12 protein-coding genes are annotated in these 17,177 nt (G+C 62.8%); 5 read left to right on the forward strand and 7 right to left on the reverse strand.

From position 1 onward, the window contains the following. Nucleotides 1-140: 140 nt before the first annotated feature. The 3 genes from rho (at nucleotide 141) to AC0J1C_RS02055 (ending at nucleotide 4,138) form a co-directional block, all read left to right on the forward strand. Entirely contained in the window at nucleotides 141-1,403 is a 1,263-nt protein-coding gene (gene rho, locus AC0J1C_RS02045) for a transcription termination factor Rho (RefSeq protein WP_375193417.1), read from the forward strand. A 241-nt stretch (nucleotides 1,404-1,644) separates the two neighbouring features. After that, on the forward strand, nucleotides 1,645-3,132 hold the full coding sequence (ubiD, locus tag AC0J1C_RS02050; protein ID WP_473045414.1) for a 4-hydroxy-3-polyprenylbenzoate decarboxylase: 1,488 nt from the start codon (nucleotides 1,645-1,647) through the stop codon (nucleotides 3,130-3,132). A gap of 1 nt (nucleotide 3,133) precedes the next feature. Further along, nucleotides 3,134-4,138: a 2Fe-2S iron-sulfur cluster-binding protein gene (locus AC0J1C_RS02055; protein ID WP_473045415.1), complete on the forward strand. Its 1,005-nt coding sequence runs from the start codon at nucleotides 3,134-3,136 to the stop codon at nucleotides 4,136-4,138. A gap of 28 nt (nucleotides 4,139-4,166) precedes the next feature. Here AC0J1C_RS02055 and AC0J1C_RS02060 read toward each other — a convergent pair whose 3' ends face one another. The 6 genes from AC0J1C_RS02060 to AC0J1C_RS02085 all read right to left on the reverse strand — a co-directional run bounded on the left by AC0J1C_RS02060 (nucleotide 4,167) and on the right by AC0J1C_RS02085 (nucleotide 10,206). Continuing rightward, a complete protein-coding gene (locus AC0J1C_RS02060; protein ID WP_375193420.1) occupies nucleotides 4,167-5,408 on the reverse strand; it encodes a heme biosynthesis HemY N-terminal domain-containing protein in 1,242 nt (413 codons plus the stop codon). Beyond that, nucleotides 5,405-6,523, reverse strand: coding sequence for a uroporphyrinogen-III C-methyltransferase (locus AC0J1C_RS02065; RefSeq protein WP_473045416.1), 1,119 nt, complete (start codon nucleotides 6,521-6,523; stop codon nucleotides 5,405-5,407). The genes AC0J1C_RS02060 and AC0J1C_RS02065 overlap by 4 nt, the downstream gene beginning before the upstream one ends. Nucleotides 6,524-6,531: 8 nt before the next feature. Further along, on the reverse strand, nucleotides 6,532-7,341 hold the full coding sequence (locus AC0J1C_RS02070) for a uroporphyrinogen-III synthase (RefSeq protein WP_473045417.1): 810 nt from the start codon (nucleotides 7,339-7,341) through the stop codon (nucleotides 6,532-6,534). Then, entirely contained in the window at nucleotides 7,322-8,263 is a 942-nt protein-coding gene (hemC, locus tag AC0J1C_RS02075) for a hydroxymethylbilane synthase (protein WP_473045418.1), read from the reverse strand. Before hemC ends, AC0J1C_RS02070 begins: the two co-directional genes overlap by 20 nt. A 106-nt stretch (nucleotides 8,264-8,369) precedes the next feature. After that, on the reverse strand, nucleotides 8,370-9,119 hold the full coding sequence (locus AC0J1C_RS02080; protein WP_473045419.1) for a LytR/AlgR family response regulator transcription factor: 750 nt from the start codon (nucleotides 9,117-9,119) through the stop codon (nucleotides 8,370-8,372). After that, a complete protein-coding gene (locus AC0J1C_RS02085; protein ID WP_473045421.1) occupies nucleotides 9,112-10,206 on the reverse strand; it encodes a sensor histidine kinase in 1,095 nt (364 codons plus the stop codon). Before AC0J1C_RS02085 ends, AC0J1C_RS02080 begins: the two co-directional genes overlap by 8 nt. A gap of 119 nt (nucleotides 10,207-10,325) precedes the next feature. Here AC0J1C_RS02085 and argH point away from each other — a divergent pair, with 119 nt between their 5' ends. Beyond that, on the forward strand, nucleotides 10,326-11,735 hold the full coding sequence (gene argH / locus AC0J1C_RS02090; RefSeq protein ID WP_473045422.1) for an argininosuccinate lyase: 1,410 nt from the start codon (nucleotides 10,326-10,328) through the stop codon (nucleotides 11,733-11,735). Nucleotides 11,736-11,747: 12 nt separating this feature from the next. Here the strand turns inward: argH and AC0J1C_RS02095 are convergent, their stop codons facing one another. After that, nucleotides 11,748-14,192 carry an EAL domain-containing protein gene (locus tag AC0J1C_RS02095; RefSeq protein WP_473045423.1) on the reverse strand — a complete coding sequence of 815 codons (2,445 nt, stop codon included), beginning with the start codon at nucleotides 14,190-14,192 and terminating at the stop codon, nucleotides 11,748-11,750. Nucleotides 14,193-14,301: 109 nt separating this feature from the next. On the opposite strand from AC0J1C_RS02095, the gene AC0J1C_RS02100 reads away from it, so the two are divergent. After that, on the forward strand, nucleotides 14,302-17,157 hold the full coding sequence (locus tag AC0J1C_RS02100; RefSeq protein WP_375193427.1) for a class I adenylate cyclase: 2,856 nt from the start codon (nucleotides 14,302-14,304) through the stop codon (nucleotides 17,155-17,157). Nucleotides 17,158-17,177 lie beyond the last annotated feature (20 nt).

Below are 17,177 nucleotides of genomic sequence, written 5' to 3' on the forward strand. Positions count from 1 at the left end.
TACCCTAAATCCGGACTCCATCTTCACCGGTTGCTCCCACTGGCCAGCACCAAGTTCAGCGTTTATTCGATCAATTCGTTCAGGGGCGCCCCTGTCATTCCAATATTCGTTTACTTCCATTCCTGAAAATCCAACAAACTATGAATCTTACTGAACTCAAGCAGAAATCCGTGCCCGAATTGCTCGATATTGCGCAAGAAATGGGCCTCGATAACCTGGCTCGTTCGCGCAAGCAGGATGTGATCTTCACCATTCTGAAGAAGCATGCGAAAAGCGGCGAAGACATCTACGGTGACGGCGTACTGGAAATTCTGCAGGATGGTTTCGGCTTCCTCCGTTCCGCCGATGCCTCCTACCTGGCCGGTCCGGACGACATTTACGTTTCGCCCAGCCAGATCCGGCGATTCAATCTGCGCACCGGTGACACGGTTGCTGGCAAGATCCGTCCGCCGAAAGACGGCGAACGCTACTTCGCCCTGCTGAAAGTCAACGAAATCAATTTTGACAAGCCGGACAACGCGAAAAGCAAGATCCTGTTTGAAAACCTCACACCGCTGTTCCCGGAAGAGCGGCTGACCCTGGAAGCGGGTAACGGCAGTACCGAGGATCTCTCATCCCGCGTGCTGGATCTCGTGGCGCCCATCGGCAAGGGCCAGCGTGGCCTGATCGTGTCCCCGCCCAAGGCCGGTAAGACCCTGTTGATGCAGGGCATTGCCCAGTCCATCACCCGCAACAATCCGGAGTGCCATGTGATGGTGCTGCTGATTGATGAGCGGCCGGAGGAAGTGACCGAGATGCAGCGCACGGTGCGCGGCGAAGTCATTGCCTCCACCTTCGACGAGCCGCCGGCCCGTCACGTCCAGGTGGCGGAAATGGTGATCGAGAAGGCCAAGCGCCTGGTGGAACACAAGAAGGACGTTGTCATTCTGCTGGACTCCATCACCCGTCTGGCCCGGGCCTACAATACGGTTATCCCGTCCTCCGGCAAGGTGCTCACTGGTGGTGTCGATGCCCACGCCCTGGAAAAGCCCAAGCGCTTCTTCGGTGCGGCCCGTAACGTGGAAGAGGGCGGTAGCCTGACCATTCTGGCCACGGCTCTGGTGAACACGGGCTCCAAGATGGACGAGGTGATTTACGAGGAGTTCAAGGGTACCGGTAACATGGAAGTGCACCTGGACCGCAAGATTGCGGAAAAGCGGGTGTACCCGGCCATCAACATTCGCAGCTCCGGCACCCGCCGCGAGGACCTGCTGATGTCCGAGGCGGATATCCAGCGCGTCTGGATCCTGCGCAAGCTTCTGCACTCCATGGAAGACGACACCGCGGCGCTGGAGTTCCTGCTCGACAAGCTCAAGGACACCAAGACCAACGACGAGTTCTTCCAGTCGATGAAGCGTCGTTGATGCTGCTTTAGCAACAGCGCCTCCGGGTTTGGGGGTGGGCAGAACCGGGGGTCGCCTCCCCGGACACGCCGTAAACCCATCCCTGGGGGCTCGGCATTGCCATCCCTGGCAATGCACGGTCCGGGGAGGCGACCCCCGGCTCCGCCTTCATACCCTGTGCGCGCACCTTGTTCTGAGCGACTGAAAGCGGTCCAGCGAACAGCGATCTCCGTAGTACTGGCATATCTGAACGGAGTAACCGATGAAATACAACGACCTGCGGGACTTCATCAACCAGCTGGAAAAGCTTGGTGAGCTCAAACGCATCCGCGTTGAAGTCGACCCCCATCTGGAAATGACCGAAATCTGCGACCGCACCCTGCGCGCAGGCGGCCCCGCGTTGTTGTTTGAAAATCCCAAGGGCTACGACATGCCGGTGTTGGCCAACCTGTTCGGTACGCCCAAGCGGGTGGCGCTGGGCATGGGACAGGAGAATGTCACGGCGCTGCGGGACATTGGCAAGTTGCTGGCCTTTCTGAAGGAGCCGGATCCTCCCAAGGGGTTCCGCGACGCCATTGAGAAGCTGCCTCTGTTCCGGCAGGTGATGCGGATGAGCCCGAAGGTACTGCGTTCCGCGCCGTGCCAGGACGTGGTGATCGAAAAAGATCAGGTGGATCTGTACCAGATTCCGGTTCAGCACTGTTGGCCGGGGGATGCCGGGCCGTTGGTGACCTGGCCGCTGGTGATTACCCGGGGGCCGAACAAGGAACGTCAGAACCTCGGTATATATCGGCAGCAGGTGATCGGGCGCAATCGACTGATCATGCGCTGGCTCAGTCATCGGGGTGGGGCGCTGGATTTCCAGGAATTCCAAAAAGCCAATCCCGGCAAGCCGTATCCGGTGGCGGTTGCCCTGGGAGCGGATCCGGCCACGATTCTCGGCGCCGTTACGCCCGTGCCGGACACCCTGTCGGAGTATGCGTTTGCCGGTTTGCTGCGGGGTGGCCGTACCGAGCTGGTGCAGTGTGGTCTCAGTGACCTGCATGTGCCGGCCAGCGCCGAGATTGTTCTGGAGGGCTTTATCTACCCGGACGATGTGGCGCCCGAGGGGCCCTTTGGGGATCACACCGGTTATTACAACGAGGTGGACCATTTCCCGGTGTTTACCGTGGAGCGGATTACCCACCGGAAGGATCCGATCTACCATAGTACCTATACCGGCAGGCCGCCGGATGAGCCGGCGATCCTCGGCGTGGCCCTGAACGAGGTGTTCATCCCCATCCTGCAGAAGCAGTTCCCGGAAATTGTCGACTTCTACCTGCCGCCAGAAGGCTGTTCCTATCGCCTTGCAGTGGTGACCATGAAGAAACAGTACCCGGGCCATGCCAAGCGGGTGATGATGGGGGTATGGTCTTTCCTGCGGCAGTTCATGTACACCAAATTCGTGATTGTTACCGATGACGACGTGGATGCCCGCAACTGGGAAGACGTGATCTGGGCCATCACCACCCGCATGGACCCGGTGCGCGACACCACGATGGTGGAGAATACGCCCATCGACTATCTGGATTTCGCCTCGCCGGTGTCCGGCCTTGGCTCCAAGATGGGTATGGACGCCACCAACAAATGGCCGGGCGAGACCAGCCGGGAGTGGGGCGAGCCGATTACCATGACCGAGGAGGTCAAACAGCGGGTGGACAGCCTCTGGGATTCGCTGGGTATTGAAACTCCGCCTCGCCGCCCCGAGTGATATGACCAGAACAAGCCGGCGCGTCCGTCTGCAGCCTTCAGGTCTGTCCTTCGTGGCGGAGGCGGGATCTGATCTGCTCAGCGCCGCCGCCAGTGCCGGCATCAAGGTGCCGGCGGCCTGTCGAAACGGGGTGTGTGAGATCTGCGAGGCCCGCCTGCTGGCTGGCCGGGCGCACAATACCCGAAACCAAAAGACCTTTGCGACCGGTGAGCGTTTGATGATGTGCCGAACCGTCGCGCTCACGGATCTGGAACTGGAGATTTCCGCCGTTATGGCAGCTGGAAACAACAAGCCTGGCAAGTATCAGGCAAAAGTGGTGGATGTGCGATCCATCAGTCACGATGTCTATCGGGTTGAACTGCAGCTTCCGCGCCGCCGGGAGTTGTCGTTTCATGCCGGGCAGTATCTCTCGGTGAACCTGCCGGATGCCGACCCCTGCTATTTTTCCATTGCCAGCAGCCCGTCGGCCCAGAACATCGAACTGCACATTCAGGCCACGCCGGAGTGGATCTCGGCCCAGAAAGTCATCGATGCCCTCACGTCGGGTGGCGAAGTGACAGTGGAGCTGCCCCACGGCAAGGCCTGTCTGGCGTCGGTGCCGGCCAAGCCCATGCTGCTGGTGGCCGCGGGGACGGGCTTTGCCCAGATGAAGAGTCTGGTGGACTACCTCCGGGAGACCTCGTTCAACCAGCCGGTCAAGCTTTACTGGGGTGTGCGCCGGCATGAGGATATGTATCTGCGCGCGCTGGCCCAGCAGTGGCAGGACGAGTGGCCTCCATTCAGCTTCCTGCCGGTGGTAGGCGACGACGAGGATAACGACTGGGGCGGACACCACGACCAGCTGGTGCGTGCCGTATTGGCCTCAGGAATGGACTGGAACAACGTTGAGGTGCACGCCAGCGGTTCCCCCACCATGGTCTACACCCTGCTGGATGCGCTGGTGGAGGCCGGCCTGCCCGAGCAGGCCTTCTTCTCGGACGTTCTGGAATACGCGCCCCGGGGCTGAGCCCGGCCGGGGCTAAAGGCCCCGGGGATCAGGCCCGGGGCATCGGCAGTTCAGGCAGGCCATTGTCCCTGGCCAGGCCCTGCATCATCAGCTTGATGCTGGTTTCCTCTTCACCCATGTGGGCGTTCAGCCGACTCAGCTCGGCCAGTGCCTCCCGTGTGCGCTTCAGCCGAAGGCTGGTTTCGAAGTATTCCTTCGCCTTGCCCCAGAGCTCATTACGCAGGCTCAGGCGGCCCAGTGCCAGTAGCAGCTCCGGATTGTTGGGTCGGTCTTTCAGCCACTGCTCGGCCAGCAGCAGCTGCTCATCAGGCTTCTGGCCCTGAACCCGTCCGTAGAGATTAATCAGCTCGTCGCTCCAGTGATTACGCAGCACCTTGCGCAGCAGGGTTTCGGTTTGCACTTCGTCGCCCAGGCTGGCCAGCAGGCGGGCGTAATCCCGAATGGTGTACTCGTCGCGGCGCAGGAAACCCGGGAGCTCATCCCATAGCCGGGTCAGGGGTTCCAGCGAGGCGTCGGGGTCCTGTTGCTGCCGACGCCGGCAATCCTCGGCGGCCCGCTCCAGCAGATTGTGCCACACCTGCCGTTCGAGGCTGTTCAGTTCGTCTTCGGGCAGGACGTTGCGCTTGCGCAGCTCCGGCAGTAGCTTCGACAGTTCCCGCCAGTCTTCCAGGCGCAGATAGGTGTTTTTCAGCAGCTTCAGTACGAATGGGTGGTGTGGGGACTGTTTGCGCAGGCGAACCAGCGTAGCCAGGGCCTGTTCCAGGCGATTGCCCGCCAGTTGCAGCTGGGCCTGGGTGATGCCCACGGCAAGATCGGAGCCGGGGGTGCTGTCGAACGCCTTGCGCAGTAACTCATCCACCGCGTCGTGATCGCCAGCCTCGAACGCCGCCTGGGCCGCGGCCAAGTAATTAATCAGCGGGGTATCGGCGTGACTCGCGGAGGAAGTCAGCAGTTTGCGCGCCCGTGGCCAGTTACCCTCGGCCAGTGCCAGCAGGCCCTGGGTGGTTCGGCGGCGCGCCCGGCGTTCATTGCTCCGGGCGATCCAGCCCGCCACCAGCCCTGTGCTGGCCCTCAGCCGGCGAATCAGGTTGACCAGCAGGACGGACAGCACCACCAGGGCGATCAGCAGCCCCAGCCCGACCCAGAAGTTGGTTTCGATGAGGTAGTGGCCCAGGCTGATGCGGATGTAGCCAAGATCGTACTGCAGACCGAGCGAGAGGCCGGTGCCGATCAGCAGTGCCAGCAGGACTATCAGCAGCAGGCGGATCATGACTCATCGCCCCCCTGACCGTTGGCGTTGCTGGTGCCGTCTTCCGACCCGGCATTCAGGCGTCCGGCCAGTCGCTCCTTGAGCAGGTCAAGAGACTGGCTGATGTCCGGCAGCTCCGGGTCGACGTTCTTGGCGGCCAGTTCGGCCAGGGACTGTGAAAGCGCCGCCACCCGCGGATGGCTGGCGTCGTACCATTCGTCGATCGCCGAGCGCGCCTTCGCCAGGGCCCGCTCATACAGCGCCTGGTTGCCGCGAAGCACGGCCAGTTCCGCTTCCTCCAGCATCAGTTGGAGGTTGAGGCGAGCATAGGCGCTCTGGTCTGGCGACAGCAGCGGCTTGACCTTCTCATCAAGCCGGCGGACCACCACTACCTGCTGGAGCGTGGATTTAACTTCGCGCCAGGCTTCGGTCAGCGGGTTACCTGCGCCATCGTTACCGGATTCGCCACTCTGATTGCCGGTCAGGAAACCGGGCGCGTTCTCGCTGATCAGGGCCTGGTCCGTCAGTTGGTGAATGCTGTCGATCGCCGCTTCCAGCTGCAGGTACAGGCCGGTCCGGTCAACACCGGCAATGCCTTTGAGCGCGAGAATTTCCTTTGCCAGCTGCTGGCGCACGGGGTAAACGCCGATGTCGTCCGACTCCGCCAGTACCTCATCGGCAGCCTGCAGGGCTGACAGCGCACCACGAATATCCTTTTCGATCATCAGACGCTGGTTGGCAATACGCAGCAGGTACTCTGCCTCGGCCAGCAGCCAGTCGGTGCGGGTGCGGTTACCGGCTTCCAGCAATTCGCGGGCGTTGTGGTCAATCTGGCGCTGCTGTGTGGCAATCAGTTCGCGCTGGCTGGCCAGCTTCTCTTCCAGGGCCTGCAGGCGCTGGCTTTGCTGGCTGCCACGGTCGCCGTACAAATCCTCCAGCTGGGCCGTGTCCTGTCGCAGATCCTGCAGGGTCTGCATCACCGCCTGGTGATTGTTCCACTGCTGCCAGCTCCATAATGCCAGGGCGACAGCGATGATCAGGGATATCAGGGCGACCAGCCATAGGGGCCAGAGTTTCTGACGGGCCGGCGTTTCCTTGGAAACGGGTACGGGCAGTTGGTTCGTTGTCTCTGTCACGGGCGTCCTTACTTGGCTTTTCCGGAGCCACCGTCCCGGCCGGCAAGTTGCGCTGCAACCGTGGCCACGATGTCGTTATCGGCAAGGCTTCCTGGTATACACGGGTTCTGGAATCCCGCCGCACGAGCCTGTTCGGCGACCCGATCTGCGGGAACAATCAATAACCTATCGTATAGATTATGGCCGTAATTCGCACACAGTGCGATGAGATTGTTCAAGGTTTCGCCCGACAGGGCAACGATGGCCTCCGGGGCAAAGTCTTTCAGAGTTGCGCGCAGAAGCTCGGGGGAGTGCTCCGCCGGAAGGCGTCGATAAAGTGGCAGCACGGTCACCCGGGCGCCCCGTGCCTGCAGGGTCTCGCGTATCAGTTCACGGCCGGTGTCGCCCCGCGCCAGCAGGACCTTTTCTCCGTCCAGGTGATTCAGGGAGGGCAGGGCAAGCAGGGCTTCGCTGGTCCAGCCCTTGGGAGGGAGACGTGGGTTTAGCCCGTGCTCGGCCAGAACTGCAGCGGTCCCAGCACCCACGCCGTACCAGCGGATGCCGACCGGTATCTGGGGCCACCAGGTGTCGATGGCGTCCAGTAGCAGGCGAGCGGCATAAGGACTGACGGCGATGACGTGGGAAAACTCATCGAGACTGAGGATGAGCGTGCGGCGCTCGGGTGTTTCCGGCAGCGGCTGCCGGTCGATCATCGGCAGTACCTGAACCTCTGCGCCAACATCGCGGAACCGGCGCGCCAGGCGTGACGCCTCCGGTTCGGGCCGGCAAACCAGGATCCGCCGGCCGCTCAGGTCCGGCTCAGGTGGGCGTGTGGCCATAGATTTCTGCCAGCACCTTGTCGGCGCCCAGTGCCAGCAGGTCCTCTGCCAGCTCCCGGCCCAGGCGCTCGCCTTCGGCCCGCGGTGCGCGGCCTTCAACGCGGAAAATCTGGCTTCCATCCACGGCCCCGACCAAGCCCCGCAGCCAGATCGTATCGTTATCCTCGAGCAGGGCATAGGCCGCAATGGGCACCTGGCAGCCGCCTTCCAGTCGCCGGTTCAGGGCCCGTTCGGCCTTGACCCGATCGGAGGTGTCCTTGTGGTTCAACGGCTCAAGCATGGCCAGCAGTTCGTGGTCACTCACCCGGCATTCGATGCCCAGGGCGCCCTGGCCAACGGCGGGCAGCGATACAGTATCCGGCAGGCAGTAGCGGATGCGGTCGTGAAAGCCCAGGCGTTTCAGGCCCGAGCTTGCAAGTACGATGGCGTCGTACTCGCCGGCGTCCAGCTTGGCCAGGCGGGTGTTGACGTTGCCACGCAGCACGCGAATCTGGAGGTCTGGTCGATAGGCCCGGAGCTGTGCCTCCCGGCGCAGGCTGGCGGTGCCAACCACGGCACCCTCGGGCAGGGCGTCGACGTTATCGAACCGGTTGCTGACAAACGCGTCAGTGGGATCTTCCCGCTCGCAGATGGCAACCAGGCCGAGCCCCTCCGGGAACTCCATGGGCACATCCTTCATTGAGTGCACCGCCAGGTCGGCCCGACCGTCGAGCATGGCTTCTTCCAGCTCCTTCACGAACAGGCCCTTGCCGCCAATCTTGGCCAGGGGAACGTCCAGGATCTTGTCGCCCTGGGTCTTGATTTTGACCAGCTCCACGCTGACGTTGTCGTGCAGTCTTTCCAGTTCTGCCTTGATGAACTCCGCCTGCCACAGCGCCAGCGCGCTGCTGCGGGTTGCAATGCGTAGGGTACGTTTGGACATCACACTCACAGTCGGTTCGGAAAATGTCCGCCAAGGTTACCTTGTGGCGGTCCAAATGTCCCGTGGCGAAGCCGCGCCCGGCGGCAAACCGGCCCGCTCCGCGTAATCAGCCCGGCTGATGTTCCTGGAGCCACTGGCGCACGCTGCTGGCGTGGCGGCGGCTCACTGGCAGTTCGCCCCGGTTATCCTTCAGGTGGATCAGGTTGTGGCCGTCCGGCGTCCGTCGAAGCCCCTCGATAAAACGCACGCCCACCAGGGTGTGCCGGTGGGTCCGAAGCAGAAATTCCGGGTAACTGTTCTCCAGTTCCTTGAGCGTGTAATCACACACCGTGTCGCCACGGGTATGGTGGATGGTGACGTATTTCTGGTCGGCCTCGCAGTAGAGAATCTCCGAGAGGTCGATCAGAACGGTGCCGCGGTGGGTGCGTACAGCCAGTTGCTCCGCCTGGTTGCCGGACTGGCCATTCAGGGTCTGCAGCTGGACCCGGTTGACCCTGCCGGCCCGCGCCAGGGCGTCGGCCAGGGCTTCCCGGCGAACCGGCTTCAGCAGGTAGGCGGATGCCTGCACATCGAACGCCTGGATGGCGTAATGGTCGTAGGCGGTGCAGAAGATCAGGGCCGGGGGATTGGGCAGTTGGCTCAGGCGGTTGGCCGCTTCCATGCCGTCCATGCCCGGCATGCGGATGTCCAGCAACAGGATGTCGGGCTCCAGTTCGGCGACCTGCCGGAGTGTGCTATCGCCATCGGCGGCCTCGCCGCAGACACGGTACCCGGGGATGGCGTCCACCAGCCGGCGGATCCGCTCCCGGGCGAGGGGTTCGTCATCGGCGATCAGGACGCTGCGGGGCTCAGTCATCGCAGGGCTCGCTCTTCGTTGTGTCCGTGGTGCGCTGGTTGCGCCAGTCCGCCTTTGCTGGCGGCGGTGCGCTGATTTTCTGGCGCGGCAAACGCAGGGTTACGGTGTAAATACCGTCATGGTGGCTATGTTTCAACACTGCTGGTTCGCCAAATAAGGCCTGGAGACGGGCCTGGATGTTGGTCAGAGCCATGCGGTTGCCCTGGTGCTGTCGGTTGCCGTGGTCCGGCTTGGGGTTCTGTACCAGAAGGTAGATAAAATTGCCCTTGCTCTGGACTTCAATGCGCACGGTACCGCCTTCCGGCCGCGGCTGGATGCCATGATAGATGGCATTTTCCACCAGCGGCTGCAGGGTCAGGGGCGGAATTGCCTGCTGCTCCAGGCCAGCTTCGACCTGCCATTCCAGCCGGAGCCGGTCATCCAGTCGCAAGCTTTCGATGTCGAGGTAACGATGGCAAAGCTCCAGCTCCTGTGACAGGGGAATCAGTTGATCGACGCTGCGGAGGCTGGCGCGGAACAGCTCCGAGAGATCCAGTACGGCGTCTTCCGCCCGTTCCGGGTTGACGGCGATCAGGCTGGCGATGGTGTTCATACTGTTGAACAGGAAGTGGGGTTGTATGCGGGCCTGGAGGGCAGCCAGGTTGGCCTGCATCTCGGCCTCTCGTTGTTGCTGCCATTGGTGCTGCAGGTAGAAGTAACGCAACACCATCAGCACGATCAGCAGCGCCAGCAGGAGTTTCTTGGCCACACCCTGCCAGGCGGCCACACCGCCCACCGGATGCAGCACTCTGTCGGCAAACAGGCTGAAGGCCAGCACATCCAGTAGCACGATCGCCACGATGGTAGCGGTGGCCCAGGACACCCGCATGCGCGCCAGCCGTGCCCGGAGCAGGCAGATCAGCGCGGCGCTGGTCAGCGTGGTCCATTGCACGAACAGGGACAACAGGCCGAAGTAGTTCCAGTCGATCCAGCCGCGCTCCGCCTGCACAATCGACAGCACCAGCACCAGCAGTTCGCTGGTGACCAGCAACAGGAAGACGGCCCGCACCCGGCATAGATCCGGCACGAAGAAGTCGCTCGTGGTCACGCTGTTGTCCCTGTTACGGGATGTCTCCTTAACCGGGGTCAGAATGGTATACTCCCGCCACGTTCAATGTACCCAGTTCCCGCCAGATGATGCCGGGCTGTCAGCAGGAAAGATAGACCATGACGGATCAGAAAAAGTCTGACCAGACCACAAGCTCTGAAAAACCCTGGGGCGGGCGCTTCAGCGAGCCCACCGATGCCTTTGTTGAGAAATTCACCGCATCGGTCGGTTTTGATCAGCGTCTGTACCACCACGACATCACCGGATCCATCGCCCACGCCACTATGCTGGCCGAGGTAGGGGTGCTCACCAACGCGGAGCGGGACCAGATTATTGAGGGCCTGAAGGGCGTCAAGGCGGACATCGAATCCGGCAACTTCCAGTGGTCGGTGAGTCTGGAAGACGTGCACATGAACATCGAAGCACGTCTTACAGACCGCATCGGTATTACCGGCAAGAAACTGCACACCGGCCGCAGCCGCAATGACCAGGTGGCCACCGACATCCGCCTGTACCTGCGCGACGAGATCGACGTGATTGCCGAGGAGCTTCGGCGCCTCAAGGCGGGCCTGCTGGACCTGGCCGAGCGCGAAGCGGACACCATCATGCCCGGTTTTACCCACCTTCAGACCGCCCAGCCGGTGACCTTCGGACACCACCTGCTGGCCTGGTACGAAATGCTGGTGCGCGACGCCGAGCGCCTGCAGGACTGTCGCAAGCGGGTCAATGTGATGCCCCTGGGCGCCGCTGCCCTGGCCGGCACCACCTACCCGATTGATCGTGAAATGACCGCGCAACTGCTCGGTTTTGATCGACCGACCGAAAACAGCCTGGATTCGGTCAGCGACCGTGACTTTGCCATCGAGTTCTGCAGCTTTGCCGCGCTGCTGATGACGCACCTCTCCCGATTCAGTGAGGAGCTGGTGCTCTGGACCTCGGCCCAGTTCGATTTCATCGATCTGCCGGACCGCTTCTGCACCGGCTCGTCGATCATGCCCCAGAAAAAGAACCCGGACGTGCCGGAGCTGGTGCGCGGCAAGACCGGCCGCGTGAACGGCCACCTGATCAGCCTGCTGACCCTGATGAAGAGCCAGCCGCTGGCTTATAACAAGGACAACCAGGAAGACAAGGAACCGCTGTTCGATACCGTGGATACCGTCAAGGGGTGCCTCAAGGCCTACGCCGACATGATTCCGGCCATCCGTTCCAAGGCCGACAACATGCGGGTGGCGGCAAAACGCGGCTTCTCCACCGCCACCGACCTGGCGGATTATCTGGTCAAGAAAGGCGTGCCGTTCCGGGATGCCCACGAGATTGTCGGCAAGTCCGTGGCGTTCGGGGTAGCCGAAGGCCGGGATCTGTCCGACATGACCCTGGAAGAGCTGCAGCAGTTCTCCGACCACATCCGCGAAGACGTCTTCGATGTGCTGACCCTTGAAGGGTCGGTCCAGGCCCGGAACCACCTCGGTGGCACTGCACCGGAGCAGGTGCGCGCTGCCATTGCCCGGGCTCGCAGCCAGCTGGGCTGACCAGCCCGGGATTTACCCGCCTATCCGCCCGGTGGCGAGGTCTACCGCCGCCGGGGTCAGCTCTGCCAGGGGCTGCGGGTGACACAGCCGGTAACCCTGGCCGTAGTGGATGCCCAGGGTCCGTACCTTGCGCAGGGCGTCGTCGCTCTCGATAAAAGTGGCCACCGTCACCTTGCCTGCGGCCTCGGCAATCCGGTGCAGGGCTTCGAGCATCACCTGCTGCACGGGGTCGTCCTCCAGGTGCTGAACCATGCGCCGGTCCAGTTTGATGATGTCCACAGGCAACCGGGCGGCCAGGCTGTAGCTCTCGACCGACGCACCCGCGCCGTCCAGCGCTACCCGGAAGCCCGCCTTGTGCAAGGCATCGCACAGTACCGCCACGTCATCGGGATACTGGGTGGCGTGGGCCTCGCGGATTTCCAGGCAGAAACAGTCGGGTGCGAACGCCGATCCACTCAGGGCGCCGGCCATGAACTCGGCAAAGGTGTCATCCAGTACGCTGGCCAGCGACAGGTTGAAGCCACAGTATTTGAGCCTCGGCTCCAGCAGCGGCTGGCAGCCAAGCCACTCCAGGGTCTGGCGAATGACCTGCCGGTCGAGGCGTTTGGCGAGATCGAAACGCTCGGCAACCGGGAGGAAATCCTGGGGCATGAGCACCTCATCGGTATCGCTGGCGGCCGGTATCCTGCACAGGATCTCGATGTGGTCACCCCAGGTCGGGCTGGCCACGGGGCGCATCGCCTGGTATTCCAGGATCAGGTTTTGGCTGTCCAGAGCTTCTCGCATCTGTGCCACCCGCTCATTGGCAACGGCGTCGTTGGTCTGGTGGGCCAGGGCTCTGGCTGTGTGCACCCGGTTTCGGCCAGAGGTCTTGGCGGTATGGCACAGATCTGCCGCCTGGGCGAGCAGCTGTTCCGGGTCTGTGGGTACATCCTGATCCATGATCAGCAGTCCGCCCGAGGCAGTTGTGCTGAGCTTGTGGCCCTGCCAGTCGAAAACGAAGTCGCCAATCAGCTCCAGGGTCTCCTCGGCGATCGCCCGCGCCCGGGGTTCGGGGCAGTTCTCAATGAGCAACGCGAAGGTGTCGCCGGCGAGGCGCGCCAGGGCATCACGTTGCCGGACCCGAACACCCAGATTACCAGCCAGCTCACGCAGATACCGGTCACAGGTGCCGCTGCCGGCCTGCTCGTTGAAGCGCTCGAAATTATCCAGATCCAGGTACAGAAGGCTGTCACACGATGCCCGGTGCGCTTTCTGCTCGAGGGTTCTGAGCAACCGCGCCACCAGTTCCCGCCGGTTCATCAGACCGGTTACCGGATCATGACGGAGGCGGTAGTCGTCGCTGGCCCCCTGGTTGGCGCGCGGCTCCACTGGTCGGGCCACGTGAACCGCGCCGGTGATTTCCCCGTGGTCGCCAAGCAGTCGCTGGTAGTGAAATTCGTACACCGGCAATGGCCGTGCTTGCTGGGCCATGGGCATCTCCAGGACAAAGCTTTCCCGCTCGAAGGCTCGATGCCAGAGCCGCTCCATCATTCTGCGTTCGTTCGGAAAAGACTCCAGCAGATGGCTGAGATTGGCGCCCAGAGTGGGTTCCACGCCAAAGGTTTCCTGGAACTGTGTGGCCCAGGCGGAATTGAAATGAGTCAGGTTGAACACAGCGTCCACCGCAACCACCAGGTCCCGGCTTGCGCTGCTGATGGCCGACAGTATCCGGTCTGCCTGCCGGCGGACTCGGTCCAGCTGCATCCGCGCGGTCTTGTCTACCAGAGTGCCACCCAACCGGGTCGTGCGGCCGCTGGCTTTGAGGGCTCGGCAGCTCAGGCTGACGCGACGCGGGTTCTGGCGGGATGTCAGGATGTCGAGATCGAGGGAAAATCCCTGGCCGGTCCGGATGCATCGACGAAACAGGGCCCGCACTCTTGCCTGCCCGGTCTGGCAGTAGAACAGCGCCTGCTCCGGGGTGATTCCGGTGCCCGGGCGCAACTCCAGAAGATGGAACATCCCTTCGGACCAGGTCATCTGATTGGTCTCGGTGTCGAGCTCCCAGAGCCCGAAGCCGGCGCCGGATTCCGCCGCCCGGAGCAGTCGCGCGTCCCGGCCGGGGGTGTCACTAAGGGCGATGGTGGCGCTGGCCGCGTTGTCGGCATCACGCATTTCCAGCCGGAGATTGAGGCTGGCGGTGTAGAAAAAACCCTCTTTGTGACGGAAGGTGACCAGAACCGTCTGGCCACGCTCGATCCGGTGGCGGTTGGCGGGCGCGAACGGGTCATCTTCGCGGGACGCCAGGATCCGGTGCACTGACTGGCCTTCCAGTTCGCCGCTGTCATAACCGAGGATCGCCTCAGCGTGGTGGTCTGCGAACAGGATCCTGCCTTCGTCGTCAATGCGAAGAACAGTGCTGCGTTCAGCAGTCGGGGAAGAATCCGGCCGATACCGGCGAATGATGAACTCTTTCACGAGCGGCGAGCCTCGGGGGTTCAGTAACTTTTATTTTTCTTCGGGTTTTGCAACGATGCCCACATCATACGCATACTGATTGCGAAAGGAACCTCTCGCCGGAGCCATCTTGACCGCCCACGCCGCCCCGATTTCCCTCGACTTCGAGGAGGGAATAGATCGCAAGACCCTGCGTCGTCTGAGGGACCGGTTCCTTCTGGTCAATCAGCAGCGCTGGAATCGCGCCCATTCGGCGCTGTCCTACCGCCAGCAGAGTGTTCTGGAAATCCTGCCGCTGGTGTTTCACCTCAATCACCCGGCGCTGCCCGGCTATCTGGACGGCGATTGCCCCTACGGTCTGGTGAACTACACGCCGTCGGCGGCCACACTCCATGCCGCACGCCGGCTGGCCCGGACGTTCAGTCTGAAAGATGAAGGCAAGCGTCGGCCCGACCTCGACGCCATGTTCCTGATGGGGAGCCCCGGCACGCTCGGCCACTCGGTGGCCAGTGACCTCGATGTCTGGCTGTGTCACCGCAGCGATTTGCCGGAGCGGGGCATCCGTTGTCTTGAGCGCAAGGCAGAACGACTGTCCCGCTGGGCTGAGTCGCTGGGTGTGGAGCTGCACGTCTTCGTCTTCTGCGCCGCCGACTGGCGGGCCGGTCGGGAGCGTGTGGAAGTAACTGGTGAAAATTGCGGAAGCGCCCAGCACTACCTCTTGCTGGACGAGTTCTATCGTACCGGCATTCACCTGGCCGGTGCCTGGCCCATGTGGTGGCTGGTGCCGGCGGAGCAGGAGGCCAACTACCAGCAGTGTCTGCGCACCCTGGTGGATTACCGGTTTGTGAAGGCCTCCGAGTACATCGATTTCGGGCCAGTGCCGGCGATCCCCGAGGCCGAGTTTCTTGGCGCCGGGGTCTGGCAGCTGTACAAGGGCATCGATGCGCCCTGGAAGTCGATTCTGAAGCTGCTGCTGATCGAGTGCTATGCGCGAACCGTTGATCAGCCGCTGTTGTCGGCTGAATTCAAGCGGGCCATTTACCGGGGGGAAACCCACGCCGACCGGCTGGATCCCTACGTCATGCTCTACGACCGGCTGGCGGGCTGGCTGTCGGGCCCGGAGTCGGGCGCGCGCATCGATCTGGTTCGCCGGAGCCTGTACCTGAAAGCCGGTCTGCCCCTGACCCGGGCGGAGGGATCGCCGGACCAGTGGCGGGCCGGTCTGCTGAGGCGCCTGGTGGCCGAGTGGGGCTGGACCGAAGATCAGCTGCTGGAGCTGGACGAGCGCCAGCGCTGGCGTGCCGAGCAGGTCACCGCGCTTCGCCGTACGGTGGTTGCCGAACTGACCCACAGCTACCGGTTGTTGTCGAAGATGGCCCGAAACCACGGTCAGCGTGCCGCGATCAGTGACAGTGATATCAATTTGCTGGGGCGCAAGCTGTACGCTGCCTTCCAGCGCAAGGCCGGCAAGATCGAGCAGATCAATCCCGGACTGGCGCCTTCCCTGGCGGAAGAGAATCTGGCTTTTCATCACCAGTCGGAGCAGGGTGGGGCCGGCGAGGGGTGGCTGCTCTACCGGGATCTGGAAGATCCGGCCGATGCCTTCTGGAAACCGGTGATTCGTCGCTCCGGCAACCTGGCCGAACTGATGGTGTGGTGCTACTGCAATGGTCTGCTGAACCGGGCGACCCGGCTGAACGTTCGCGCCGGCCCTACCGTGGCTTCGGTGAGTGAGCTGCGGGAAATGCTGGACGCCCTTGCCGGCTTTCTGTCGTTCCCGATTGCTCCGGCCGATCGGGACGCGCTGTCGCGGGGCGTGCGCCCGATGCGCCACCTGCTGCTGGTTAATGTCGGCATCGACCCGCAGGCGCACCTCACCGAAAAAGGCTTGCACAAACTCAGCGCCCGCCACGATTCCCTGGGTTTCAGCGGCGGCCGTGAAAATCTGGTGGTCAGCATTGATCAGATCACCTTCAACAGCTGGCACGAGGTGAGCCTGCAACACTATGCAGCCGGCGACACGCTGGTCCAGTGCCTGAAGAATGTGCTGGCGTCAGCGGCAGCAAACCCGGCCGAGCTGCCGGAGGTTCAGGTGCACTGTCACAACCGTGGGCACGGCCCGGCCATTGCCCGGCGGGTTCAGGAACTGTTTGCCGACGTGCTCCGCCCGTTCTTTGCCGGTGGCGCGGGTCCGCATCCCCTGCGCTATGTGATCGAAATGGACCGACGCTTTTTTGTGTTGCAGTTCAACGGGCAGGAGCCGGGGTTCATTGTTTTGGACAGCCTGGCCGCGTTGATGGCGCACCTCGCTCTGCCCCAGGAGCGTTACCTGCCCGTGGTGTTTGATCGCCATGCCCTGCTTGAGGAACCAGCCCTGCGGGCGGTGTGCCAGGCCAGTGAGCCGGACACAATTCAGGTCTTTTTCCGGGTGTCCGGTGAACGGACCCGGTTCTGGGTGGTGGATGAACTGGGCTCGGTGTTCAGCTGGGAGCAGCCGATGAATAGCCGACGCCACCTGCTGGTACCGGTGCTCCGGTTCCTGGACAACCTGATAGAGCGACGGATGCTGCGGCAAACGGATTCCACCGGCGTGATTGCCGGCGTCCAGTGCTATGAGCTCGTGCGGCGCGAGGACGGCTGGCGCGCCGAGCGCCGCAATGAGTCCGATTCCGGTGCGCCCCTGCCGGGCCTGGAGGTTCAGGCGGTGGGCATCCAGGAAGGTGACAGCCGACTTAGATTCGACATCTTCTGTGGTGCCCAGGAGTTTACGGTACAGGAATACGGTGACCAGCTGATTCCCGCCGTCGCCCACTACATCCGATCGCTACGGCGCAGCGACGAGCACTACCCGGTGTACCTCACCGACGTTCACCTGCCCCACGATCTGGACCCTCGGGTGTACCAACAGGACATCCAGACCAGTCAGTATCTGTATTACCGGTCGTTTCTCGAGGACGCCCTCAACCGTCACCTGGAGCGCCTCTGATCTCGCCGGGCAGGGTCGGT

The sequence above is a fragment of the Marinobacter sp. E2 genome (genome assembly GCF_055755345.1).

What these genes read in the sequence shown, in the direction of transcription:
- argH (WP_473045422.1), top strand. Translation starts at nt 10,326, where the DNA reads ATGACGGATCAGAAAAAGTCTGACCAGACCACAAGCTCTGAAAAACCC.
- rho (WP_375193417.1), top strand. Translation starts at nt 141, where the DNA reads ATGAATCTTACTGAACTCAAGCAGAAATCCGTGCCCGAATTGCTCGAT.
- AC0J1C_RS02070 (WP_473045417.1), bottom strand. Translation starts at nt 7,341, where the DNA reads ATGGCCACACGCCCACCTGAGCCGGACCTGAGCGGCCGGCGGATCCTG.
- AC0J1C_RS02055 (WP_473045415.1), top strand. Translation starts at nt 3,134, where the DNA reads ATGACCAGAACAAGCCGGCGCGTCCGTCTGCAGCCTTCAGGTCTGTCC.
- hemC (WP_473045418.1), bottom strand. Translation starts at nt 8,263, where the DNA reads ATGTCCAAACGTACCCTACGCATTGCAACCCGCAGCAGCGCGCTGGCG.
- AC0J1C_RS02060 (WP_375193420.1), bottom strand. Translation starts at nt 5,408, where the DNA reads ATGATCCGCCTGCTGCTGATAGTCCTGCTGGCACTGCTGATCGGCACC.
- AC0J1C_RS02080 (WP_473045419.1), bottom strand. Translation starts at nt 9,119, where the DNA reads ATGACTGAGCCCCGCAGCGTCCTGATCGCCGATGACGAACCCCTCGCC.
- ubiD (WP_473045414.1), top strand. Translation starts at nt 1,645, where the DNA reads ATGAAATACAACGACCTGCGGGACTTCATCAACCAGCTGGAAAAGCTT.